The 23,849-nt window shown below is 45.2% G+C and carries 23 protein-coding genes and 4 tRNA genes; all 27 read left to right on the forward strand.

Annotated elements, in window-relative coordinates; genetic code table 11:
• The first annotated feature begins 313 nt into the window (after positions 1-313).
• The 27 genes from birA to rpsC all read left to right on the forward strand — a co-directional run bounded on the left by birA (position 314) and on the right by rpsC (position 23,846).
• The gene (gene birA, locus VQ643_RS13720) at positions 314-1,267 is read left to right on the forward strand and encodes a bifunctional biotin--[acetyl-CoA-carboxylase] ligase/biotin operon repressor BirA (protein ID WP_414200438.1); all 954 of its coding nucleotides are present in this window, start codon (positions 314-316) and stop codon (positions 1,265-1,267) included.
• Positions 1,257-1,994: a type III pantothenate kinase gene (locus tag VQ643_RS13725; RefSeq protein ID WP_414200440.1), complete on the forward strand. Its 738-nt coding sequence runs from the start codon at positions 1,257-1,259 to the stop codon at positions 1,992-1,994. Before birA ends, VQ643_RS13725 begins: the two co-directional genes overlap by 11 nt.
• A 5-nt stretch (positions 1,995-1,999) precedes the next feature.
• Positions 2,000-2,647: an SPOR domain-containing protein gene (locus tag VQ643_RS13730; RefSeq protein ID WP_414200442.1), complete on the forward strand. Its 648-nt coding sequence runs from the start codon at positions 2,000-2,002 to the stop codon at positions 2,645-2,647.
• Between the two features lie 94 nt (positions 2,648-2,741).
• Positions 2,742-2,826: transfer RNA gene (locus VQ643_RS13735), tRNA-Tyr, on the forward strand.
• Positions 2,827-2,847: 21 nt separating this feature from the next.
• A tRNA-Gly gene (locus tag VQ643_RS13740) sits at positions 2,848-2,921 on the forward strand.
• 24 nt (positions 2,922-2,945) lie between these two features.
• A tRNA-Thr gene (locus VQ643_RS13745) sits at positions 2,946-3,021 on the forward strand.
• A gap of 179 nt (positions 3,022-3,200) precedes the next feature.
• Positions 3,201-3,276, forward strand: a tRNA-Trp gene (locus tag VQ643_RS13750).
• Between the two features lie 42 nt (positions 3,277-3,318).
• Complete coding sequence (gene secE / locus VQ643_RS13755; protein ID WP_414200444.1) at positions 3,319-3,687, forward strand: preprotein translocase subunit SecE; 369 nt, start codon at positions 3,319-3,321, stop codon at positions 3,685-3,687.
• A gap of 9 nt (positions 3,688-3,696) precedes the next feature.
• Positions 3,697-4,239 (forward strand): transcription termination/antitermination protein NusG, encoded by a 543-nt coding sequence (nusG, locus tag VQ643_RS13760; protein ID WP_414200446.1) that lies wholly within the window; start codon positions 3,697-3,699, stop codon positions 4,237-4,239.
• Between the two features lie 105 nt (positions 4,240-4,344).
• A complete protein-coding gene (rplK, locus tag VQ643_RS13765) occupies positions 4,345-4,776 on the forward strand; it encodes a 50S ribosomal protein L11 (protein ID WP_414200448.1) in 432 nt (143 codons plus the stop codon).
• Positions 4,776-5,465 carry a 50S ribosomal protein L1 gene (gene rplA / locus VQ643_RS13770; protein WP_414200449.1) on the forward strand — a complete coding sequence of 230 codons (690 nt, stop codon included), beginning with the start codon at positions 4,776-4,778 and terminating at the stop codon, positions 5,463-5,465. Before rplK ends, rplA begins: the two co-directional genes overlap by 1 nt.
• A gap of 192 nt (positions 5,466-5,657) precedes the next feature.
• On the forward strand, positions 5,658-6,158 hold the full coding sequence (gene rplJ / locus VQ643_RS13775) for a 50S ribosomal protein L10 (RefSeq protein ID WP_414200451.1): 501 nt from the start codon (positions 5,658-5,660) through the stop codon (positions 6,156-6,158).
• Positions 6,159-6,237: 79 nt separating this feature from the next.
• Positions 6,238-6,606, forward strand: coding sequence for a 50S ribosomal protein L7/L12 (rplL, locus tag VQ643_RS13780; RefSeq protein ID WP_414200453.1), 369 nt, complete (start codon positions 6,238-6,240; stop codon positions 6,604-6,606).
• A 210-nt stretch (positions 6,607-6,816) separates the two neighbouring features.
• On the forward strand, positions 6,817-10,902 hold the full coding sequence (gene rpoB, locus VQ643_RS13785) for a DNA-directed RNA polymerase subunit beta (protein WP_414200455.1): 4,086 nt from the start codon (positions 6,817-6,819) through the stop codon (positions 10,900-10,902).
• Positions 10,903-10,963: 61 nt separating this feature from the next.
• Positions 10,964-15,163: a DNA-directed RNA polymerase subunit beta' gene (gene rpoC, locus VQ643_RS13790; RefSeq protein ID WP_414200457.1), complete on the forward strand. Its 4,200-nt coding sequence runs from the start codon at positions 10,964-10,966 to the stop codon at positions 15,161-15,163.
• Positions 15,164-15,303: 140 nt separating this feature from the next.
• Positions 15,304-15,675 (forward strand): 30S ribosomal protein S12, encoded by a 372-nt coding sequence (gene rpsL / locus VQ643_RS13795; protein ID WP_414200459.1) that lies wholly within the window; start codon positions 15,304-15,306, stop codon positions 15,673-15,675.
• 93 nt (positions 15,676-15,768) lie between these two features.
• A complete protein-coding gene (gene rpsG, locus VQ643_RS13800; RefSeq protein ID WP_414200461.1) occupies positions 15,769-16,239 on the forward strand; it encodes a 30S ribosomal protein S7 in 471 nt (156 codons plus the stop codon).
• 18 nt (positions 16,240-16,257) lie between these two features.
• The gene (gene fusA, locus VQ643_RS13805; RefSeq protein ID WP_414200463.1) at positions 16,258-18,357 is read left to right on the forward strand and encodes an elongation factor G; all 2,100 of its coding nucleotides are present in this window, start codon (positions 16,258-16,260) and stop codon (positions 18,355-18,357) included.
• 31 nt (positions 18,358-18,388) lie between these two features.
• On the forward strand, positions 18,389-19,588 hold the full coding sequence (gene tuf, locus VQ643_RS13810) for an elongation factor Tu (protein ID WP_414200465.1): 1,200 nt from the start codon (positions 18,389-18,391) through the stop codon (positions 19,586-19,588).
• A 144-nt stretch (positions 19,589-19,732) separates the two neighbouring features.
• Positions 19,733-20,044 (forward strand): 30S ribosomal protein S10, encoded by a 312-nt coding sequence (rpsJ, locus tag VQ643_RS13815; protein ID WP_003186070.1) that lies wholly within the window; start codon positions 19,733-19,735, stop codon positions 20,042-20,044.
• A gap of 84 nt (positions 20,045-20,128) precedes the next feature.
• A complete protein-coding gene (gene rplC, locus VQ643_RS13820; RefSeq protein WP_414200467.1) occupies positions 20,129-20,764 on the forward strand; it encodes a 50S ribosomal protein L3 in 636 nt (211 codons plus the stop codon).
• A gap of 14 nt (positions 20,765-20,778) precedes the next feature.
• Positions 20,779-21,381 carry a 50S ribosomal protein L4 gene (gene rplD, locus VQ643_RS13825; protein ID WP_414200469.1) on the forward strand — a complete coding sequence of 201 codons (603 nt, stop codon included), beginning with the start codon at positions 20,779-20,781 and terminating at the stop codon, positions 21,379-21,381.
• Complete coding sequence (rplW, locus tag VQ643_RS13830) at positions 21,378-21,677, forward strand: 50S ribosomal protein L23 (RefSeq protein WP_414200471.1); 300 nt, start codon at positions 21,378-21,380, stop codon at positions 21,675-21,677. The genes rplD and rplW overlap by 4 nt, the downstream gene beginning before the upstream one ends.
• 14 nt (positions 21,678-21,691) lie before the next feature.
• A complete protein-coding gene (gene rplB, locus VQ643_RS13835; RefSeq protein WP_414200473.1) occupies positions 21,692-22,513 on the forward strand; it encodes a 50S ribosomal protein L2 in 822 nt (273 codons plus the stop codon).
• A gap of 15 nt (positions 22,514-22,528) precedes the next feature.
• Entirely contained in the window at positions 22,529-22,804 is a 276-nt protein-coding gene (gene rpsS / locus VQ643_RS13840; protein ID WP_414200475.1) for a 30S ribosomal protein S19, read from the forward strand.
• A gap of 12 nt (positions 22,805-22,816) precedes the next feature.
• Positions 22,817-23,149, forward strand: a complete 333-nt coding sequence (rplV, locus tag VQ643_RS13845) for a 50S ribosomal protein L22 (protein WP_414200477.1) — start codon at positions 22,817-22,819, stop codon at positions 23,147-23,149.
• A gap of 13 nt (positions 23,150-23,162) precedes the next feature.
• Positions 23,163-23,846 (forward strand): 30S ribosomal protein S3, encoded by a 684-nt coding sequence (gene rpsC, locus VQ643_RS13850; protein WP_414200479.1) that lies wholly within the window; start codon positions 23,163-23,165, stop codon positions 23,844-23,846.
• Positions 23,847-23,849 lie beyond the last annotated feature (3 nt).

A 23,849-nucleotide genomic window follows, 5' to 3' on the forward strand; every position in this document is an offset into this window, starting at 1 on the left:
CCTAGGCTTTGCTTGCCTTTGTGCTCGGACACTCAGTGCTTAAGCCTGTACTTAGCAAGCTAGTCTTTCGTTTGGTTATTCTACTTGTGCGCACTATTTTAAGCTAAATAAAAAGCTAAGTTATGCTGAGCTGCCTGGGGCTAGATTTGAGAGTCATTAGAAGAGATTGTTAAGTGCAGCTTAAATTTGCTTGGCGCTCTTTTTAAAGTTTATTAATAATAGTTTCCTCATTTTTGCTTTGGGCTAAATGATATTTTTAATTATTGACCCAAAGCTTATACAATAGCTAGCTAGTTGTTTATAGGTAAGGCTAATGCTCAAGGTTTTGAATTTACTAAATGACGGTCAGTTCCATTCAGGTGAAAGCTTAGGAGAGGCTCTTGGTATTTCACGAGCAGCAGTCTGGAAGCGAATTGAGCAGCTTGAGCATGATCAAGGGCTTAAAATAGATCGTATCAAAGGCAAGGGGTATCGCTGTTTGGAAAAAAACTTCTTGCTCAATCAAGCAGAAATAGAACAGGCACTGGATATTCCTGTGCTAGTCTATGATGAAGTTGACTCTACAAATGCTGAGGTAACCCGTTTATTAAAAACCACACTAGCACCTTTTTTAGTATTAACAGAAAAACAATTAGCTGGAAAAGGGCGCCGTGGACGAACTTGGGTTAGCCCTTTGGCGCAAAATTTGTATTTCTCAGTGGCTTGGCCTTTGCAGGGTAATCTGTCGCGCCTAGAAGGCTTGAGTCTAGTGGTTGGAGTAGCGCTACTTAGAGCGTTAAAGAAGCTACAAATTGAGCATGTTGGGTTAAAGTGGCCTAATGATATTTTGCATAATGGCGCCAAATTATCAGGTATTTTGTTAGAGTTGGTTGGTGATCCTGCAGATCGTTGCCATGTGGTGATTGGTATTGGTGTCAACGTCAATATGTCAACGGATAAAGAGCATGATATCTCACAAGAGTGGACTTCTTTACGTAATATTTGTGGTGCTGCCATTAATCGAAATGAGTTAGCTATTGTTTTATATCGCGAACTTGAAGACTGTTTGAGAACGCATGCTGAACAGGGTTTTTCTGCTTTTAAACATGAATGGGAAGCGGCTCATGTATGGCAAGGTAAAGCGGGTGTAATTTCCACTGTTGCTAATCAAATAGAAGGTACTATTTTAGGAGTTGACAGCACAGGTGCTTTGCGTCTCCTGGTCGATGAGAGAGAACAGTGTTTTAGTGGTGGCGAAGTCAGCTTGAGGTTGTCTGATGATTCTTGAATTAGATTGTGGTAATACGCGAATAAAATGGCGCCTCTTGCAAGATGGGGCTGTTATTCAGCGAGGCTCTTTGGTGACTTTGCAGGAAATTATGAGTGGCCTACAGCCTTTGTTTGAAGGGCAGGTGCAACGTTGTCGCGTGGTTAGTGTTTGGTCTGGAGAAGCGACTCAAGCGTTGATTGTTGGATTAAAAGCATGGATTGGCCATGTTGAGTGTGCAAAACCACAAAAGCAACTTCTAGGTGTAACCAATGGCTATAGTGATTATAAAACACTTGGCATGGATCGCTGGTTAGCTGTCGTTGCAGCTTATCAAAAATACCATGAGCCGGCTTTGATCTTTGATTTTGGAACAGCATTAACAGCAGATTACGTTGATGCTACGGGGCAGCATCTGGGAGGCTTTATTGTGCCTGGCGTGGAGTTGATGAGGGCCTCTCTGTGCTCTAAAACACAGCGGATTCGCTATAGCCCCGATAATATGCCTGCATTAGGTGCTATTAATCCACAACTCAGCACAATAAGTGGTGTTGAGCAAGGATTGTATCTTATGATCCGTGGCTTTGTTGAGGAGCAGAAACATATTGCTAAGCGTAATCTCGGTGAGCGCTTTCATGTCTTTGTTGCAGGTGGAGATGGACAAATGATTATTGACCTTTTTGAGGATGTGCACGTGGCTAATGATCTTGTCTTTGATGGTTTGGCCTTGGCCTGTCCTTTTGAGTAATTAATATGCGCTGGGTTTTCTTGGTTTTAATAGTGCTTAATGCACTGTATTTTGTCTGGGAACAGCAGCAGCCCAGTGTGCATGTGCAGCAACTTCCCTCTGTTTTAAACCCAGCTGGGGTTGCCAATATTGAGGTTGCTAATGCAACGAATAGTCAAACTAAAACGCTTGATTCTGTCCAAGCAAAAATTAATCTAACATTATTGCTAGGTGGTTTTTCTGATCCGGCATTGATAGATAGTTTGTCACAGCGCTTGCTTAGTTTAGATATTGATGTAAAAGAGGTTGTGGTTGAAGAAGTGGATGGAGTGGATTATTGGGTATATATGCCCCCTCTAGTCTCGCGTTCGGTAGCTGTGCGGCAATTAAAAGAATTAAAAGCACGTCAAATCCAGGCTTATCTTATTAATCAAGGGGATATGCAAAACGGTATCTCTTTATCTATGCTAGATACTATGGATATGGCTAAGGATTTAGTGCAAAAGCTCGCTAATTTAGGCTATACGGCTGAAATTAAAGAAGTTGAGCGCAAACAAAAGACCTATTGGCTTGCGGTTAACTCGCGCAGTGAGCGATTAATTGATGAATCATTAATGACAGAGTTGACCAGTGATTTTCCGTTGATGCGCTATAGGCAAGAAATGCCTCAGTAACCTTCGTTAAGACTAGAAAAAATAAAAAAACTAAGAATTTCAAATAAATGTGTTGACAGGGTTTAAAAAAAAGTACATTATGCGCACCCACAACGGAGGGGTTCCCGAGCGGCCAAAGGGATCAGACTGTAAATCTGACGTCTATGACTTCGAAGGTTCGAATCCTTCTCCCTCCACCAGTTTTAAAGCAAGTTGCACTTGCGGGTATAGTTTAGTGGTAGAACCTCAGCCTTCCAAGCTGATGATGCGGGTTCGATTCCCGCTACCCGCTCCAAGTTTGCAGTTTGTCAAGGGATATGCTCATGTAGCTCAGTTGGTAGAGCACACCCTTGGTAAGGGTGAGGTCACCAGTTCAACTCTGGTCATGAGCTCCACAAATAAAAGCAGCTAATGGCTGCTTTTTTTGTATCTAAAGCTGAGAAAACCAAAGCTGTAGTTTAAAAGCGATACTCCGATTTTTTTGCTATGTGTTTGTGCGGTAAGTAAAAAAAATACTACAAGGAGTTGCTTATTGAGTTCTAGGTCTGTATAGTTGCCGACCTGATCAAGCTACAGGCCAGTAGCTCAATTGGCAGAGCGACGGTCTCCAAAACCGTAGGTTGGGGGTTCGATTCCCTCCTGGCCTGCCAACTTTCAATGGGGAAGGTTGGCAATTTTCGGGATTCTGATTCATGAAAGCAAATGTAGAGACTCAAGAACCCCGCGCAGACGGATTAAAGTGGTCTGTAGTTGTCTTGTTGGCTATTGCTGCTGTAGTAGGTAATTACTATTTTTCCTCAGAACCAGTTATTTTTCGTGCTATCGCTATTGTAGTTATTGCGCTTGTTGCTGGCTTTGTGGTGTTGCAGACGGCTAAAGGACGTAAGTTCGCTCAGTTCGCTAAAGAGTCTCGCGCTGAAATTCGTAAGGTTGTATGGCCTAGTCGCCAAGAAACAATTCAAACCACATTGATTGTGGTTGTTTTCGTTATGGTGATGGCATTAATTTTGTGGGCCTTAGATTCCCTGTTTGGGTGGCTCATTTCCATAATTGTAGGGTAAAGGTGCTCCGTGGCTAAACGTTGGTACGTTGTGCATGCCTACTCAGGCTATGAAAAGCACGTGATGCGCTCGCTGATTGAGCGAGTTAAAATAGCTGGTATGGAAGAAAGATTCGGTGAGATTATTGTTCCAACCGAAGAAGTCGTTGAAATGCGCGACGGTCAAAAGCGCAAAAGCGAACGTAAGTTTTTTCCAGGCTATGTTTTAATTCAAGCTGAGCATCCGATGGAAGATGACGTATGGCACTTGGTCAAAGAAACACCTCGTGTTATGGGTTTTATTGGTGGTCGTCCTGATAAGCCAGCGCCTATTACTGAGCGTGAGGCAGAGGCTATCCTTCGCCGTGTTGCAGATAGTGAAGATAAACCAAAACCAAAAACATTATTTGAGCCAGGTGAGACTGTTCGTGTAACCGATGGTCCATTTGCAGACTTTAATGGTGTAGTTGAAGAAGTGAACTACGAGAAAAGTCGAGTTCATGTTGCAGTGCTGATTTTTGGGCGCTCAACACCAGTAGAATTAGAGTTCGGTCAGGTAGAAAAAGTTATCTGATATATGTCGAACCCTTGCCCTGTAGCCTAAAGGCTGCGGGGCTTTTTCGTCAGAAGGCGAATTTGTAGGGGAGCCGTAAGGCGTTTACCCAAATTGGAGTGAAAAATGGCTAAAAAAATTCAAGCTTATATCAAGCTGCAAGTGAAGGCTGGTCAAGCCAACCCTTCGCCACCAGTTGGTCCTGCACTGGGTCAGCATGGTGTAAATATTATGGAGTTCTGTAAAGCGTTTAACGCTAAGACTCAAGGCATAGAGCCTGGTCTTCCAACTCCAGTAATTATTACTGTATATAGCGACCGTAGTTTTACTTTTGAAACCAAAAGTACACCTGCCGCTGTATTATTGAAGAAAGCTGCTGGTGTAGCATCAGGTTCTGCTCGTCCTAATACTCAAAAAGTGGGTACAGTAACTCGTGCTCAGTTAGAAGAGATCGTTAAGGCGAAACAAGCGGACTTGACTGCAGCTGACTTAGATGCCGCTGTTCGCACTATTGCAGGCTCTGCTCGTAGCATGGGCTTGAACGTGGAGGGCGTATAATGTCTAAGTTAACAAAACGTCAAAAAGCAATCATTGAGAAAGTAGAAGCAGGTAAAGCTTACGCTTTTGAAGATGCCGCTAAATTATTAGCAGAGCTTTCTACTGTTAAGTTTAAAGAATCTGTAGATGTTGCTATCAACCTAGGTGTTGATCCACGTAAATCAGACCAAGTGGTTCGTGGTGCAACTGTTCTACCACACGGTACGGGTAAAACTGTACGTGTTGCTGTATTCACTAACAATGCAGAAGCTGCTTTAGCAGCCGGTGCTGACAAAGTGGGTATGGATGACTTAGCTGCTGAAATGAAAGCAGGCGACTTAAACTATGACGTAGTTATTGCTTCTCCTGATGCAATGCGTGTAGTAGGTCAATTAGGTCAAGTGTTAGGCCCACGTGGTTTAATGCCTAACCCAAAAGTTGGCACTGTAACGCCAGACGTTGCTACAGCGGTGAAAAACGCTAAAGCAGGTCAAGCACGTTTCCGTACTGACAAAAACGGTATTATTCACACTTCAGTAGGTCAAGTTGATTTTGATGCTACTAAGTTGAAAGAAAACGTTGAAGCGCTAGTTGCTGAACTACGTCGTTTAAAACCAGCCAGCTCTAAAGGTGTATACATTAAGCGTATCACTTTAAGCAGCACTATGGGTCCTGGTCTATTAATTGACGCTGGCTCACTAAGCTTCTAATAGCTTTTGCCATCTAGTGAAAGCTAGGTGGCTCTTTTTTTGGGGTCCCTGCTTAGCGGGGGTCGTCCAAGACCGTAGGTGACAGTGGTCTTAATTGAGCAATCAACCTACGTAGATGGTGCTCCGGACATTGTGTCAAGACACCAAAACGCGTTCAGTAATGAACGATTATGATTAAGCAGGAGTGTACCCGTGGCAATTAAACTCGAAGACAAGAAAGCCATTGTCGCTGAAGTCAACGAGGCTGCCAAAGTTGCTCTGTCTGCCGTTGTAGCTGATGCTCGCGGTGTGACAGTAGGCGCTATGACCGGACTGCGTAAAGAGGCTCGTGAAGCAGGTGTTTATGTACGTGTAGTACGTAACACACTGTTACGTCGTGCAGTAGAGGGCACTGAGTTTGCTACTCTAGCTGAGACATTCACTGGTCCTACCTTGATTGCTTTCTCTAATGAACATCCGGGCGCAGCTGCTCGTATTTTCAAAGAGTTCGCAAAAGGTCAAGACAAGTTCGAGATCAAAGGCGCTGCTTTTGAAGGCAATTTTATTGCAGCCAACCAGATCGACGTATTGGCAAGCTTGCCAACTTACGACGAAGCGATTGCAAAACTGATGAGCGTTATCCAAGGCGCAACAAGCAAGCTTGCTCGTACTCTGGCAGCGGTTCGCGACCAAAAAGAACAACAAGCAGCTTAATAGCACTTGCTGGCTTTTTGAAGATTTTTATTTTGAATTTAACGGCATTTAGCCGTTACTAATTACAGGAAATAGAGTCATGGCTCTTACTAACGAACAAATCCTAGACGCAATTGCTGAAATGTCAGTAATGCAAGTTGTTGAATTAATCTCTGCAATGGAAGAAAAATTCGGTGTGACCGCTGCTGCTGCTGTAGCTGCAGGTCCTGCGGCTGCTGTTGAAGCAGCGGCTGAACAAACTGAGTTCACTATCCACTTAGTTGAAGCTGGCGACAAAAAAGTAAACGTAATTAAAGCAGTTCGTGAAATCACTGGTCTTGGCTTGAAAGAAGCTAAAGCAGTAGTTGACGGTGCTCCTGCTGTAGTTAAAGAAGACGTTGCTAAAGAAGAAGCTGAAGCAGCTAAGAAAGCATTGGAAGAAGCAGGTGCTAAAGTCGAGCTTAAATAAGTTTGATTTTTGCATGACAGCCCTAGCTGCTTAAGCAAAAGGCTGTAGGCTGGTGGCTTTTGTCACCGGCCTTTTTCCGTTCATAGATGCTTAAATCAGAATGGAAATAAATTACCCTTTATTGGGTCGCAAACCTAAGTTTGCACTATTTTTTAGGGTTTGCCATGTAGGCAAAGCCCACAATGCAGGTGACCAAGCTGGGGAACGCTGATGGCTTACTCATACACTGAGAAAAAACGTATCCGCAAGGACTTTAGCAAGCTGCAGAACGTAATGGATGTGCCGTACTTATTGGCAATCCAATTAGACTCTTACCGTGAATTCCTGCAGGCTGGCGTGAGCAAGGAGCAGTTCCGCGATATAGGCCTGCACGCGGCATTTAAGTCTGTCTTTCCTATCATGAGTTACTCGGGCAACGCTGCCCTTGAGTATGTTGGCTATCGTTTAGGTGAGCCAGCCTTTGATGTTAAGGAATGTACTTTACGCGGCATTACTTACGCAGCACCTTTGCGTGTGAAAGTGCGTTTGATTATTTTTGATCGTGAATCTTCTGGCAAGCCGATTAAAGATATCAAAGAGCAAGAAGTTTATATGGGAGAGATCCCATTAATGACTGATAACGGTACTTTTGTAATTAATGGTACTGAACGGGTCATCGTATCCCAGTTACATCGCTCACCTGGCGTATTCTATGATCACGATCGTGGTAAAACGCACAGCTCAGGTAAGCTATTGTATTCTGCACGAGTAATTCCTTACCGTGGCTCTTGGTTAGACTTTGAGTTTGACCCAAAAGACTGCGTGTTTGTGCGTATTGATCGTCGCCGTAAGCTTCCTGCATCTGTTCTGTTGCGTGCATTGGACTATAGCACTGAGCAAGTGCTAGAAATGTTCTATGATACTAATGTTTTCCACCTATCAAGCGACCAAGGCTTTGAGCTTGAGCTCGTGCCTGCACGTTTGCGTGGTGAAGTTGCGGCTTTTGATATTAAAGATGACGAAGGCAATATCCTTGTTGAACAGGGTCGCCGTATTACTGCCCGTCATATTAAACAATTAGAGAAAGCCGGTATTAGCAAACTAGCTGTACCCGTTGAATACGTAGTAGGCTGCACTACAGCTAAGCCTATTGTGCATCCTGCAACAGGTGAGATTCTGGTTGACTGTAATACGGAATTAACTGTTGAAAGCTTGGCTAAGGTAGCCCAAGCTCAGGTTGTTCGTATTGAAACGCTATACACTAACGATATTGATTGCGGACCATTTATTTCAGACACATTAAAAGTTGATACTACTAAGTCTCAGCTTGATGCTTTGGTTGAAATTTACCGCATGATGCGTCCAGGTGAGCCGCCAACCAAAGAAGCGGCTGAAACTTTGTTTAATAATCTGTTCTTCAGTGCGGATCGCTATGACTTATCTGCAGTAGGTCGCATGAAGTTCAACCGTCGTCTAGGTCGCAGCGAAATTGTTGGTCCTGGCGTATTAAGCAAAGAAGACATCGTTGACGTATTAAAAACCTTAGTGAATATTCGTAACGGTAAAGGCATCGTTGATGATATTGACCACTTAGGTAACCGTCGTGTGCGCTGTGTTGGCGAGATGGCTGAAAACCAATTCCGTGTTGGTTTAGTTCGCGTTGAGCGTGCGGTTAAAGAACGTCTATCCATGGCAGAAAGTGAAGGCTTAATGCCGCAAGACTTAATTAATGCCAAGCCTGTAGCGGCGGCAGTTAAAGAGTTCTTCGGTTCTAGCCAGCTTTCTCAGTTTATGGACCAAAACAACCCGCTGTCTGAAATTACCCACAAACGTCGTGTTTCTGCGCTTGGCCCAGGTGGTTTGACACGTGAGCGCGCCGGCTTCGAAGTGCGTGACGTACACCCGACTCACTATGGTCGTGTATGTCCAATTGAAACGCCTGAAGGTCCAAACATTGGTTTGATTAACTCGTTAGCAACCTATGCTCGTACTAACGAATATGGCTTCTTAGAAAGTCCGTACCGTGTTGTTAAAGAAGGGCGTGTCACTGACGAGATCGTCTACTTGTCAGCAATTGAAGAAACTGAGCATGTTATTGCACAGGCTTCAGCTGCTATGAATGCCGATAGTCAATTGATTGACGAGCTAGTAACTGTTCGTTACTTGAACGAGTTTACGGTAAAAGCACCAGAAGATGTAACTTTAATGGATGTTTCACCGAAACAAGTTGTTTCGGTTGCTGCTTCCTTGATTCCGTTCTTAGAGCACGACGATGCTAACCGTGCATTGATGGGATCAAACATGCAACGCCAAGCTGTACCCACCCTACGTTCGGATAAGCCGTTAGTAGGTACAGGTATGGAGCGCTATGTGGCGCGCGACTCTGGTGTATGTGAAGTTGCCCGTCGTGGTGGTGTGATTGAGTCTGTTGATGCAAGCCGTATCGTGGTTCGTGTGCATGACACTGAAGTTGAAACAGGTGAAGCGGGTGTAGATATCTACAACCTGACAAAATACACACGTTCAAACCAGAACACTTGTATTAACCAGCGTCCGTTGGTGAAAAAAGGTGACGTGGTTGCTCGTGGCGATATCATGGCTGATGGCCCTTCAACCGATATGGGTGAATTGGCATTAGGTCAAAACATGCGCGTGGCCTTTATGCCATGGAATGGTTTTAACTTCGAAGACTCGATTTTATTATCAGAGCGTGTTGTACAAGAAGACCGTTTCACCACTATTCACATTCAAGAGCTCACCTGTGTATCACGTGATACTAAGCTTGGTGCAGAAGAAATCACCGCTGACATCCCTAACGTAGGTGAGGCAGCGCTGAATAAGCTGGATGAAGCAGGTGTTGTTTATGTAGGTGCTGAGGTTGAAGCAGGCGATATTCTAGTTGGTAAAGTAACGCCAAAAGGTGAAACTCAGCTAACGCCAGAAGAAAAGCTACTACGTGCTATCTTCGGTGAAAAAGCCAGTGATGTGAAAGATACTTCGTTACGTGTGCCTACAGGTACTAAAGGTACTGTTATTGACGTTCAAGTATTCACTCGTGATGGTGTTGAGCGTGACTCACGTGCGTTAGCGATTGAAAAATCACAATTAGATGCCATTCGTAAAGACTTAAACGAAGAGTTCCGTATTGTTGAAGGTGCAACCTTTGAACGTTTACGTGCACACTTAGTCGGCGCCACTGTTGAAGGTGGAGCAGGTCTGAAAAAAGGTACAGTGATCAGTAACGAAATGCTAGATGAGCTAGAGCATTCCTACTGGTGGAAACTGCGTATGGCAGATGATGCGTTAAATGAGCAATTAGAAAAAGCGCAAGCTTATCTCGTTGATCGCCGCAAACTGCTAGATGAAAAGTTTGAAGACAAAAAACGTAAGCTACAGCAAGGCGATGATCTTGCGCCAGGCGTACTAAAAATTGTCAAAGTATACTTAGCTATCCGTCGTCGCATCCAGCCGGGTGATAAGATGGCTGGTCGTCATGGTAACAAGGGTGTTGTGTCTGTAATCATGCCAGTAGAAGATATGCCGCATGATGAGCACGGTGTGCCTGTTGATATCGTATTGAACCCGCTAGGTGTACCTTCACGTATGAACGTGGGGCAGATCTTAGAAACTCACTTAGGCTTAGCAGCGCGCGGTCTAGGCGAAAAGATCAATCGCATGCTAGACGAGCAACGCAAAATTGCAGATATTCGTACTTTCTTAAATGAAGTTTATAACGTAGTAGGTGGCGCTGAAGAAGATCGCGTTGACCTTGACGTGCTAAACGATCAAGAAATTATGGATCTGGCAAATAACCTAAAAGCAGGTGTGCCTATGGCTACACCAGTATTTGATGGTGCAGAAGAGCCAGAAATTAAAGCAATGTTGCGCTTAGCTGATCTACCAGATAGTGGTCAAATGCAGCTTTATGATGGCCGTACAGGTAACGCTTTTGAGCGTCATACCACAGTTGGCTATATGTACATGCTCAAACTGAACCACTTAGTAGACGATAAGATGCATGCTCGTTCTACAGGTTCGTACAGCTTAGTAACACAACAACCGTTGGGCGGTAAGGCTCAATTCGGTGGTCAGCGCTTCGGTGAGATGGAAGTGTGGGCACTTGAAGCTTATGGTGCTGCATATACCTTGCAAGAAATGCTTACTGTTAAGTCGGATGATGTGAATGGCCGTACCAAAATGTATAAAAACATTGTGGATGGCGATCACCGTATGGAAGCAGGCATGCCTGAGTCCTTCAACGTGTTGATCAAAGAAATTCGCTCTCTGGGCATTGATATCGAATTGGAATCCGAATAACCCGCGTGCGTAATTGAGCAGTAGTAAGACTGCTGCTCTACGCTCCGTCAGGAGAAAGGCCTTGAAAGATTTATTAAATCTGTTGAAAAACCAGAGCCCGCTCGAAGAGTTTGACGCGATTAAGATTTCGCTTGCGTCACCAGAGATGATTCGCTCGTGGTCATTCGGCGAAGTTAAAAAGCCGGAAACCATTAACTACCGTACGTTCAAGCCAGAGCGCGACGGTCTTTTCTGTGCCAAAATTTTCGGCCCAGTAAAAGACTATGAGTGCTTGTGCGGTAAGTACAAACGCTTAAAGCATCGCGGTGTTATTTGTGAGAAGTGTGGTGTAGAAGTTGCACTATCTAAAGTTCGTCGTGAGCGTATGGCTCATATCGAATTGGCTTCTCCTGTGGCACACATTTGGTTCTTAAAATCTCTACCAAGTCGCATTGGCTTGTTATTGGATATGACGCTACGTGATATCGAGCGCGTATTGTATTTTGAGAGCTATGTTGTTGTTGATCCTGGAATGACTCCATTGGAGAAATACCAGTTATTAAACGACGAAGAGTACTACAATGCCTTAGAAGAGCACGGTGACGAGTTTGACGCGCGCATGGGCGCTGAAGCTATCCGTGAGCTTTTAATGCAAATTGATTTGGACTATGAAGTAGAGCGTCTGCGTGAAGAAATTCCGCAAACCAACTCAGAAACCAAAATCAAAAAACTGTCTAAGCGCTTAAAGCTAATGGAAGCCTTCCATGGCTCAGGCAATAAGCCAGAGTGGATGATTTTAACGGTATTACCAGTGTTACCACCGGATTTGCGTCCGCTAGTTCCACTGGATGGCGGCCGTTTCGCAACCTCTGACTTAAACGACTTATATCGTCGTGTTATTAACCGTAATAACCGTCTAAAACGCCTTCTAGAGCTTTCAGCTCCAGACATCATCGTACGTAACGAAAAACGTATGTTACAAGAGTCTGTTGATGCGTTATTAGATAACGGTCGTCGTGGTCGTGCGATTACAGGTAGCAACAAACGTCCTCTAAAATCTTTGGCAGATATGATCAAAGGTAAACAAGGTCGTTTCCGTCAAAACCTTCTTGGTAAACGTGTTGACTACTCGGGTCGTTCGGTAATTACAGTAGGTCCAGCACTACGTTTGCATCAGTGCGGCTTGCCTAAAAAAATGGCGCTTGAATTATTCAAACCATTTATTTTTGGCAAACTAGAGCAGCGTGGCCTTGCGACTACTATTAAAGCGGCCAAGAAAATGGTTGAGCGTGAGCTGCCAGAAGTATGGGACGTTTTAGCAGATGTGATTCGTGAACATCCAGTATTGCTTAACCGTGCGCCAACGCTGCACCGTTTGGGTATTCAAGCGTTTGAGCCAGTATTGATCGAAGGTAAAGCCATTCAATTGCACCCATTAGTCTGTGCGGCGTATAACGCGGACTTTGACGGTGACCAAATGGCGGTACACGTACCTTTAACTTTGGAAGCACAGTTAGAAGCACGTGCGTTAATGATGTCAACCAACAACGTGTTGTCTCCAGCGAACGGTGAACCAATCATCGTACCTTCGCAAGACGTTGTATTGGGTCTGTACTACATGACACGTGAAGCGATTAATGCCAAAGGCGAGAATCGTGTGTTCGCTGATTTACAAGAAGTTGACCGCGTTTATCGTGCAGGTGAAGCTTCTTTACACGCCAAAGTAAAAGTGCGCGTTCATGAATTCGTGAAGGATCGTGATAGCGGCGAAATTACTGAGAATGTTCGTATCGTTGATACAACAGTTGGGCGTGCTTTGTTATTCCAAATCGTACCAAAAGGCTTATCCTTTGATGTTGTTAACCAAACAATGAAAAAGAAAGCCATCTCTGGTCTGATTAACAAGTGCTACCGTACAGTTGGTTTAAAAGATACAGTCATCTTTGCTGACCAATTAATGTACACAGGTTTTGCCTTCTCAACCTTGTCTGGTGTTTCTATTGGTGTAAACGACTTCGTTATTCCAGCAGAAAAAACTACCATCATCGATCACGCTATCGAAGAAGTGAAAGAGATCGAAAAGCAATATGCTTCAGGTCTAGTAACTCAGGGCGAGAAGTACAACAAAGTAATCGACCTTTGGTCCAAGGCGAACGACGAAGTTTCTAAAAAAATGATGGCCAACCTTTCTAAAGAGAAAGTGATTGACCGTGATGGAAACGAAGTTGAGCAAGAGTCATTTAACTCAATGTATATGATGGCTGACTCAGGTGCGCGGGGCTCTGCAGCACAGATTCGTCAGCTAGCTGGTATGCGTGGTTTGATGGCTAAACCAGACGGCTCTATTATTGAGACGCCAATTACCGCTAACTTCCGTGAAGGTTTGAACGTATTACAGTACTTCATTTCAACCCACGGTGCGCGTAAAGGTTTGGCTGATACGGCATTGAAAACAGCAAACTCGGGTTACTTAACTCGTCGTCTAGTAGATGTTGCGCAAGACCTCGTAGTTACTGAAGTTGATTGCGGCACAGATCGTGGTATTACCATGACGCCAAATATTGAAGGCGGTGACGTAGTTGAACCATTGGGTGAACGCGTATTGGGCCGTGTAATTGCTCAAGATGTATTAAATCCAGCTGGCGATGATGTATTAATTCCTGCGGGAACGCTCATTGATGAAAAATGGGTTGAGTTCATTGAATCCAGCAAAATCGATGAAGTAGTAGTACGCTCAGTAATTACCTGTGAAACGCGTCATGGTATTTGCGCAAGCTGTTATGGTCGCGACCTGGCTCGTGGTCATTTAGTGAACATGGGTGAAGCCATTGGTGTTATTGCAGCTCAATCAATTGGTGAGCCAGGTACCCAGTTAACCATGCGTACCTTCCACATTGGTGGTGCGGCAGCAGCTTCTTCGGCAGTAGATAATGTTCAAGTGAAAAATGGCGGCACTGTTCGTCTCTTGAACCTAAAACACGTAGTGAACAAAGATAACAAGCTAGTCGCTGTATCGCGTTCAGGTGAGTTAGCCATTGCTGATGAGTTTGGCCGTGAGCGTGAACGCTACAAATTACCATATGGTGCAGTTATTTCTGTACACGAAGGTGATGCTGTTGCGCCAGGTGAAATCGTTGCGAAATGGGATCCGCATACGCACCCAATCGTAACTGAAACTACAGGTACTGTGCGCTTCGTTGGCATGGAAGATGGTATTACCATTAAACGCCAAACGGACGAACTAACAGGTCTAAACCACATTGAAGTATTAGATCCAAAAGATCGTCCAGCCGCAGGTAAAGACATCCGCCCAGCGATTAAGTTGGTAGATGCCAAAGGTAATGATTTATTATTACCAGGCACAGATGTCACTGCGCAATACTTCTTACCTTCACATGCATTGGTTAACCTCAATGACGGCGACACCATTAATGTGGGTGATGTTGTAGCACGTATTCCACAAGAAACTTCAAAAACACGCGATATTACCGGTGGTTTACCACGGGTTGCGGACTTATTTGAAGCGCGTCGTCCAAAAGAAGCGGCCATCTTGGCGGAAGTTAGTGGTACCATTTCATTTGGTAAAGAAACTAAAGGTAAACGTCGCTTGGTGATTACACCAACTGACGGTAGCGAACCATACGAAGAATTGATCCATAAATGGCGTCATCTCAACGTGTTCGAAGGGGAGCAAGTAAACCGTGGTGAGGTAATCTCTGACGGTCCTAGCAATCCGCATGACATCTTGCGTCTTTTAGGTGTGGGTGCGTTAGCACGTTACATTGTAACTGAGATTCAAGAAGTTTACCGTCTCCAAGGCGTGAAGATTAACGACAAGCACATTGAAACTATTTTGCGTCAAATGTTGCGGAAAGTTGATGTTCTTGATGCAGGCGACACTAACTTGATCAAAGGTGATCAGGTTGAATTAACACAAGTGCTTGAAGAAAACGAAGCACAGGCAGCAAAAGATCGCTTCCCAGCAAAATACGAGCGCGTATTGCTAGGTATTACAAAAGCTTCTTTGTCTACCGAATCCTTCATTTCTGCAGCATCGTTCCAAGAAACAACACGTGTTCTTACCGAAGCAGCAGTAACAGGAAAACGCGATTACCTACGTGGTTTGAAAGAAAACGTAGTAGTAGGTCGTCTAATTCCAGCAGGTACAGGTTTGGCATATCACGCAGAGCGTAAGCGTAAAGCAGAGGTTGAACAACCAATGCAAGTGAGCGCAAGTGATGTTGAAGCAGCACTGAGTGAAGCATTAAATTCTGCTAACTAAACAGTCATTAGGACGCAATAGCGTCCTGATGGTCTTGACCAGGCGTACAAGTATAATTAAAATCTTGTACCCTAAAAATTGGCTGGGCGATTTCCGCTTGGCCATTTTGTTTATGTCGAAAGACAACAGTGGAGCTATAGATGGCAACAATTAACCAGCTGGTGCGTTCGTCACGTAAGCGCGTCGTAGAAAAAAGCGACGTTCCTGCGTTACAAAACTGCCCACAGCGCCGTGGAGTATGTACTCGTGTATATACTACTACGCCTAAAAAACCGAACTCTGCATTACGTAAAGTATGTCGTGTTCGTTTAACTAACGGCTTTGAAGTAGCATCGTACATCGGTGGTGAAGGTCATAACTTACAAGAGCACAGCGTAGTTTTAATTCGCGGTGGTCGTGTAAAAGACTTACCAGGTGTGCGTTATCACACCGTTCGTGGTGCGTTAGATACTTCTGGCGTTAAGGATCGCAAGCAAGGCCGTTCTAAATACGGTGCTAAGCGTCCTAAATAGTTGTAATTATTTTTTAATATCGAGTCGATAAGAGTAAGGTCAGGCGATAACTATCTGTCCTGAGCTACCTGAAGACCGTTTGAGGGCTTATCAATGCCAAGACGTCGCGTCGCTGCAAAGCGTGAGATTCTAGACGATCCAAAATACGGAAGTCAGATTCTGGCAAAATTTATGAACCACGTTATGGAAAGCGGTAAAAAATCCGTTGCCGAACGTATTGTTTACGGTGCTCTAGATGCAGTTAAAGAGCGCAAAAACAGTGAACCTTTGGAACTCTTCGAAAAAGCACTAGATGCCATCGCTCCGCTGGTCGAAGTGAAGTCCCGCCGTGTAGGTGGTGCTACGTACCAAGTTCCTGTTGAAGTGCGCCCATCTCGCCGTAATGCACTAGCCATGCGTTGGTTAGTGGAAGCTGCGCGTAAGCGTGGTGAAAAATCTATGGCTTTACGTTTGGCTGGTGAATTGCTAGATGCCTCTGAAGGCAAAGGCGCAGCAGTTAAGAAGCGTGAAGACGTGCACCGTATGGCGGAAGCTAACAAAGCATTCTCGCACTACCGCTTCTAATCTAGCGAGGAACTTATCGTGGCTCGTACTACAAAACTTAACCGCTACCGTAATATCGGTATCTGTGCTCACGTTGATGCTGGTAAAACAACTACCACAGAACGTATTTTGTTCTACACAGGTGTAAACCACAAAATGGGTGAAACCCATGATGGTGCGTCTACTACTGACTGGATGGAGCAAGAGCAAGAGCGCGGTATCACTATTACGTCAGCTGCGGTAACTGCCTTCTGGCAGGGCTCTGCTAAACAATACGACAAATATCGTATTAACGTAATTGACACCCCAGGTCACGTTGACTTCACTATTGAAGTTGAGCGTTCTCTACGCGTTCTGGACGGTGCAGTTGTTGTATTCTGTGGTTCTTCTGGTGTTGAACCTCAGTCTGAAACTGTATGGCGTCAAGCGAATAAATACGGTGTGCCTCGTATCGTTTACGTAAATAAATTAGACCGCCAAGGTGCTGATTTTAAACGCGTATTAGGCCAAATCAAAAAACGTTTAGGTCATACTCCAGTTGCCTTGCAGTTACCTATCGGTTCAGAAGAAAACTTTGTTGGTCAAGTTGATTTGATCGGCATGAAAGCTTACTACTGGAACGAAGATGACAAAGGTATGACTTTCCGCGAAGAAGAAATTCCAGCGGAAATGTTAGCAGATTGTGAAGATTTTCGTGCTCAACTAGTTGAAGCTGCGGCAGAGGCTAATGAAGAGCTAATGGATAAATACCTTGAAGAAGGTGAATTATCTGTTGAAGATATCAAAAAAGGTCTTCGTCTACGTACTATTAACTGCGAGATCGTACCGGCAGTGTGTGGCTCATCTTTCAAAAACAAAGGTGTTCCATTAGTGCTTGACGCCGTGATTGACTACCTTCCAGCGCCGGACGAAATTCCAGCGATTAAAGGTGTGCATCCGGATGACGAAGAGCGTGTTGATGAGCGTGAATCATCTGATGATGTTCCGTTCTCAGCGTTGGCGTTCAAAATTGCAACTGACCCATTCGTGGGTAACCTAACCTTCGTTCGTGTGTACTCAGGTGTGCTTGAGTCTGGCGATAGCGTTCTTAACTCTGTTAAGGGTAAAAAAGAGCGTGTAGGTCGTATGGTGCAGATGCATGCTAACGATCGCCAAGAAATTAAAGAAGTGCGCGCTGGTGACATCGCTGCACTGATTGGTATGAAAGATGTAACTACAGGTGAAACCCTGTGTGCACTTGATGCGCCAATCATTCTTGAGCGTATGGACTTCCCAGAGCCAGTTATCTCTGTAGCAGTTGAGCCTAAAACTAAGGCTGACCAAGAGAAAATGGGTATTGCGCTAAGTCGTCTAGCACAAGAAGACCCTTCATTCCGTGTGAATACTGATGAAGAAACAGGTCAAACTATTATTTCTGGTATGGGTGAGCTTCACCTTGATGTACTAGTTGACCGTATGCGCCGCGAGTTCAATGTTGAAGCGAATATTGGTAAGCCACAAGTGGCATACCGTGAGACTATTCGTAACACTTGTGAAATCGAAGGTAAATTTGTTCGTCAATCAGGTGGTCGTGGTCAATTCGGTCATTGCTGGATTCGCTTTGAGCCAGCAGACGAAGGCCAAGAAGGTCTTGAGTTTAAAAACGAAGTTGTTGGTGGTGTTATTCCAAAAGAATATATCCCAGCAGTGCAAAAAGGTATCGAAGAGCAGATGAAAAACGGTATTGTTGCCGGTTATCCGCTCATCGGTCTAAAAGCGGCCGTGTTTGACGGTTCCTACCACGATGTTGACTCTAACGAGATGGCGTTTAAGATCGCCGCTTCTATGGCAACCAAGCAACTCGCTCAAAAGGGCGGCGCTGTATTGCTTGAGCCTGTTATGAAAGTCGAAGTGGTAACACCAGAAGACTACATGGGTGACGTGATGGGCGACCTAAACCGTCGTCGTGGCTTAATCCAAGGTATGGATGACAGCCCATCAGGTAAAATTATTCGCGCCGAAGTTCCATTAGGCGAGATGTTTGGTTACGCTACCGACGTTCGCTCAATGTCACAAGGTCGCGCGAGCTACTCCATGGAGTTCTCTAAGTACGCTGAAGCGCCATCAAATATCGCTGAAGCTATTGTAAAACAAGGTTGATCCTGCCTAATTAAGTAAGAGGTTACATATCGTGGCTAAGGAAAAATTTGAACGTAGTAAACCGCACTTGAACGTTGGTACCATTGGTCACGTTGACCATGGTAAAACCACTCTAACTGCGGCTCTAACACGTGTATGTGCTGAAGTATTTGGTAGTAAAGGTAGCTCTAAAGGCTACGACCAAATCGACAACGCTCCAGAAGAAAAAGCACGTGGTATCACCATTAACACTTCTCACGTAGAGTACGATTCTCCGACTCGTCACTACGCGCACGTTGACTGCCCAGGTCACGCCGACTACGTGAAAAACATGATTACTGGTGCTGCTCAGATGGACGGCGCTATTCTAGTTTGCTCTGCAGCTGACGGCCCTATGCCGCAAACGCGTGAGCACATCCTACTATCTCGCCAAGTAGGTGTACCATACATCGTGGTATTCCTAAACAAAGCAGATATGGTTGACGACGAAGAGTTGTTAGAGCTAGTTGAAATGGAAGTTCGTGACCTATTGAACACTTATGAGTTCCCAGGTGACGACACTCCAATCATCGTAGGTTCTGCGCTAATGGCACTAAACGGTGAAGATGATAAAGGTCTTGGAACTACTGCGGTTAAAACGCTAGTAGAAACTCTAGACGCTTACATCCCTGAGCCAGTTCGTGCTATCGACCAATCATTCTTGATGCCAATCGAAGACGTATTCTCAATCTCTGGCCGTGGTACTGTGGTAACTGGTCGTGTTGAGCGTGGTATCGTTAAAGTTGGTGAAGAGATTGAAATCGTTGGTATCAAAGATACTGCGAAAACAACTTGTACTGGCGTTGAGATGTTCCGCAAGCTTCTAGATGAAGGCCGTGCTGGTGAGAACGTTGGTGTTCTACTACGTGGTACTAAGCGTGAAGACGTTGAGCGTGGTCAAGTACTTGCTAAACCAGGTACTATCAAGCCGCACACTAAGTTCGAAGCAGAAGTGTACGTATTGTCTAAAGATGAAGGTGGTCGTCACACTCCATTCTTTAAAGGCTACCGTCCACAGTTCTACTTCCGTACTACTGACGTAACTGGTTCTTGCGAATTACCAGAAGGCGTTGAAATGGTTATGCCTGGCGATAACGTAAAAATGGTTGTTACTCTAATCGCACCTATCGCGATGGAAGACGGCTTACGTTTCGCTATTCGTGAAGGCGGTCGCACTGTAGGTGCGGGCGTTGTTGCGAAAATCATCGCTTAATCGCTGATGTATGCAAAAAGCCCCCGCTTGTCGGGGGCTTTTTGTGTTTGTAGTTGACATGCAGGTATGGCGCGATTAAACTTTGCGCCTCCTTTTACCTTGCTTATTCTGCAAGGTGAGGAAAACTAGGAGACTGAGGTCAAAATGCAAAATCAACAAATTCGTATCCGGTTGAAGGCTTTTGACCATCGCCTGATCGATCAATCAACCCAGGAAATCGTAGAAACTGCGAAACGTACTGGTGCTCAGGTGCGTGGTCCTATTCCATTACCTACTCGCAAAGAGCGTTTTACCGTATTGGTATCTCCGCACGTAAACAAAGACGCGCGTGATCAATACGAAATTCGCACTCATAAACGCGTATTGGACATTGTTCAACCAACAGATAAAACTGTTGATGCGCTTATGAAGTTAGATCTTGCGGCCGGTGTGGAAGTGCAGATCAGCCTCGGCTAAACCATAACGGTTTACGCCGTGTAACGCTCTGAAATGGGCGGCCATAGCGGGTGAAAGCCCCGTACACTCATGAGGTTATTAAGAATGACTATTGGTGTAGTCGGTCGTAAATGCGGTATGACCCGTGTTTTCACCGAAGATGGTGTTTCGATTCCGGTGACTGTAATTGAAGTCGAACCGAATCGTGTAACACAATTTAAATCAGAAGAAAGCGATGGTTATCGCGCTGTGCAAGTTACTGTAGGTGAGCGTCGTGCTTCACGTGTAACTAAGCCACAAGCAGGTCACTTCGCCAAGGCTAGCGTTCAAGCTGGTCGCAAAGTAGTAGAATTCCGTCTAGAAGAAGGCGACTACCAAGCTGGTGATATGATTGCTGCGGATATTTTTGCAGCAGGTCAGCTAGTAGACGTTACTGGCCAATCTAAAGGTAAAGGCTATGCCGGTACCATTAAGCGCTGGAACTTCCGCGGTCAAGATAATACGCACGGTAACTCAGTATCTCACCGTGTTCCTGGTTCTATTGGTCAGTGCCAAACTCCAGGTCGCGTATTCAAGGGCAAAAAAATGACTGGTCATATGGGCGATGAGCGCGTGACTGTTCAGTCCCTAGAAGTAGTGCGTGTTGATGCAGAACGTAATCTATTGTTAATCAAAGGCGCTGTTCCTGGTGCTACTGGTAGCGATGTGATTGTACGTCCGGCAGTCAAGGCTCGCGGTTAAGGGGGAATGCCGAAATGCAATTAAATGTAAATGGCGCACAGGCAATTGACGTCTGTGAGCGTACCTTCGGTGCTGAGTTCAATGAAACTCTAGTTCACCAGGCCGTTGTTGCTTATATGGCAGCAGGTCGTCAAGGTAGCAAAAAGCAAAAAAATCGCTCAGAAGTTTCTGGTGGCGGTAGAAAGCCTTGGCGTCAAAAAGGCACTGGTCGTGCACGTGCTGGTAGTATCCGTAGCCCTATATGGCGTGCGGGTGGCACTACTTTCGCAGCGCGTCCACAAGATCACTCACAAAAACTAAACAAAAAAATGTATCGCGCTGCGATGCGTTCTATCCTTGGTGAATTAGTACGCCAAGAGCGTTTAGTGATTGTTGAAGACATCACTGTTGATGCCCCGAAAACTAAAGAACTACTTGCTAAGCTGAATGCTTTGGATCTACAGGATGTATTGATTGTTTCAGAAACAATCGAACAAAACCTGTACCTTGCTGCTCGCAACCTACCTTTCGTAGACGTGCGTGACACACAAGCAACTGATCCAGTAAGCCTAATCGCATATGACAAAGTTTTAATGACTGTGTCAGCGGTTAAGAAATTCGAGGAGCTGTTGGGATGAACCAGGAACGCGTATTTAAAGTGCTACTTGGCCCTCACATCTCTGAGAAGGCCACTATGCTGGCGGATGGTAAAGGTCAGTTCGTATTCAAAGTTGCAGTAGATGCAACTAAGCTGGAAATCAAGCACGCTGTTGAACAACTGTTCGAAGTGAAAGTAGCTAAAGTTTCTACTGTTAATGTTAACGGTAAAACTAAGCGTACTGCTCGCGGTTTAGGCAAGCGTAATGACTGGAAGAAAGCGTATATTGCGCTTGAGCCAGGCCAAGATCTCGATTTCACCAGCAGTGCTGAGTAAGGTAGGGGTGCATCATGGCAATCGTTAAATGCAAACCGACTTCTGCTGGTCGTCGTTTCGTCGTCCGCGTAGTCACAGAGGGTCTTCATAAAGGCGCTCCTTACGCACCACTATTGGAAAAGAAATCCAAAACTGGTGGTCGTAACAATAATGGCCGTATCACTACACGTCACGTGGGTGGTGGTCATAAACAACATTACCGTTTGGTAGATTTTCGTCGCAATAAAGATGGCATTCCAGCGATCGTTGAGCGTATTGAATATGATCCAAACCGCACTGCACACATCGCTTTGCTGAAATATGCAGACGGTGAGCGTCGCTATATTATTGCGCCTAAAGGTGTTAAAGCAGGTGAGCAACTAATGTCAGGTGCACATGCACCGATTAAAGCTGGTAACAGCTTGCCACTGCGTAACATCCCTGTGGGTTCTACCATTCATGGTATCGAACTAAAACCAGGTAAAGGTGCTCAAATTGCACGTTCTGCAGGTGCCTCTGCGCAGCTAGTAGCTCGTGATGGTGCTTACGTGACTGTTCGTTTACGTTCAGGTGAAATGCGTAAAGTATTATCTGAGTGCCGCGCTACACTAGGCGAAGTATCAAACCATGAACACTTCTTGCGTTCATTGGGTAAAGCTGGTGCCAAACGCTGGATCGGTGTGCGTCCAACAGTTCGTGGTGCTGCCATGAACCCTGTTGATCACCCGCACGGTGGTGGTGAGGGTCGTACCTCTGGTGGTCGTCATCCTGTGTCTCCATGGGGTAAACCAACTAAAGGTGCTAAGACTCGTACCAACAAGCGTACAACTAGCATGATTGTTCATCGCCGCAAGTAATTAGAGGATATTAAAGTGCCACGTTCACTGAAAAAAGGTCCTTTTATCGATCTTCACCTTTTGAAAAAGATCGAAGTTGCGGTAGAAAAGAACGATCGCAAGCCAGTTAAAACTTGGTCGCGCCGCTCTATCATTCTACCGCAGATGGTTGGTTTAACCATCGCAGTACATAACGGTCGTCAACATGTTCCTGTTCTGGTGAACGAAGACATGGTAGGCCACAAACTAGGCGAATTTGCTGCAACACGTACCTATAAAGGTCACGCTGCAGACAAGAAAGCCAAACGCTAAGAGGAATTAGAGATGGAAGTTGCCGCTAAATTATCTGGCGCTCGTATTTCTGCCCAAAAAGCACGTTTGGTTGCTGATCAAATTCGCGGTAAGAAAGTGGGCGAAGCACTAAACTTATTAACTTTTAGCAGCAAAAAAGCCGCTGAAATTATTAAGAAAGTGTTGGAGTCAGCCGTTGCGAACGCCGAGCATAACGAAGGCGCAGATATCGATGATTTACACGTATCTACAGTCTTTGTTAACGAAGGACGTTCTATGAAGCGTATTATGCCACGTGCTAAAGGCCGTGCAGATCGCATCATTAAACGGTCTTGTCATATCACTGTCAAAGTTGCCGACAAGTAACGGAGTTGATCAGATGGGTCAGAAAGTACATCCCGTTGGCATCCGCCTGGGAATCGTCAAAGATCACACGTCAGTTTGGTATGCAGACCGCAAACAATATGCGGATTATCTGAATGCTGATCTTGAAGTACGTGCGTATCTACAAGACAAATTAAAAAGCGCGTCCGTTAGCCGTATCGACATTGCTCGTCCGGCTCAAACTGCACGCATTACAATCCACACTGCACGTCCTGGTATCGTTATTGGGAAAAAAGGTGAGGATGTAGAGAAACTGCGTCAGGACCTGACCAAGAAAATGGGTGTGCCTGTGCACATCAATATTGAAGAGATCCGCAAGCCGGAACTCGACGCAATGCTTGTAGCTCAAGGTGTTGCTCAACAACTTGAACGCCGTGTAATGTTCCGTCGCGCTATGAAGCGTGCCGTGCAAAGCACAATGCGTCTTGGTGCTAAAGGCATCAAAATCCAAGTTGGTGGTCGTCTTGGTGGTGCTGAAATCGCACGTTCTGAGTGGTATCGCGAAGGTCGTGTACCTTTACACACGCTACGCGCTGATATCGATTATGCAACCTACGAAGCGCACACTACTTATGGTGTGATCGGTGTTAAGGTTTGGATCTTCAAAGGCGAGGTCATTGGTGGCCAGCATGAAGAGCTAAAACCTGTTGCACCTGCTCGTAAAAAAGCCGCGCGATAAGGA

The organism is Pseudomonas sp. F1_0610 (genome assembly GCF_047470865.1).
In the GTDB taxonomy this organism is placed as follows: domain Bacteria; phylum Pseudomonadota; class Gammaproteobacteria; order Pseudomonadales; family Pseudomonadaceae; genus JAZDRH01.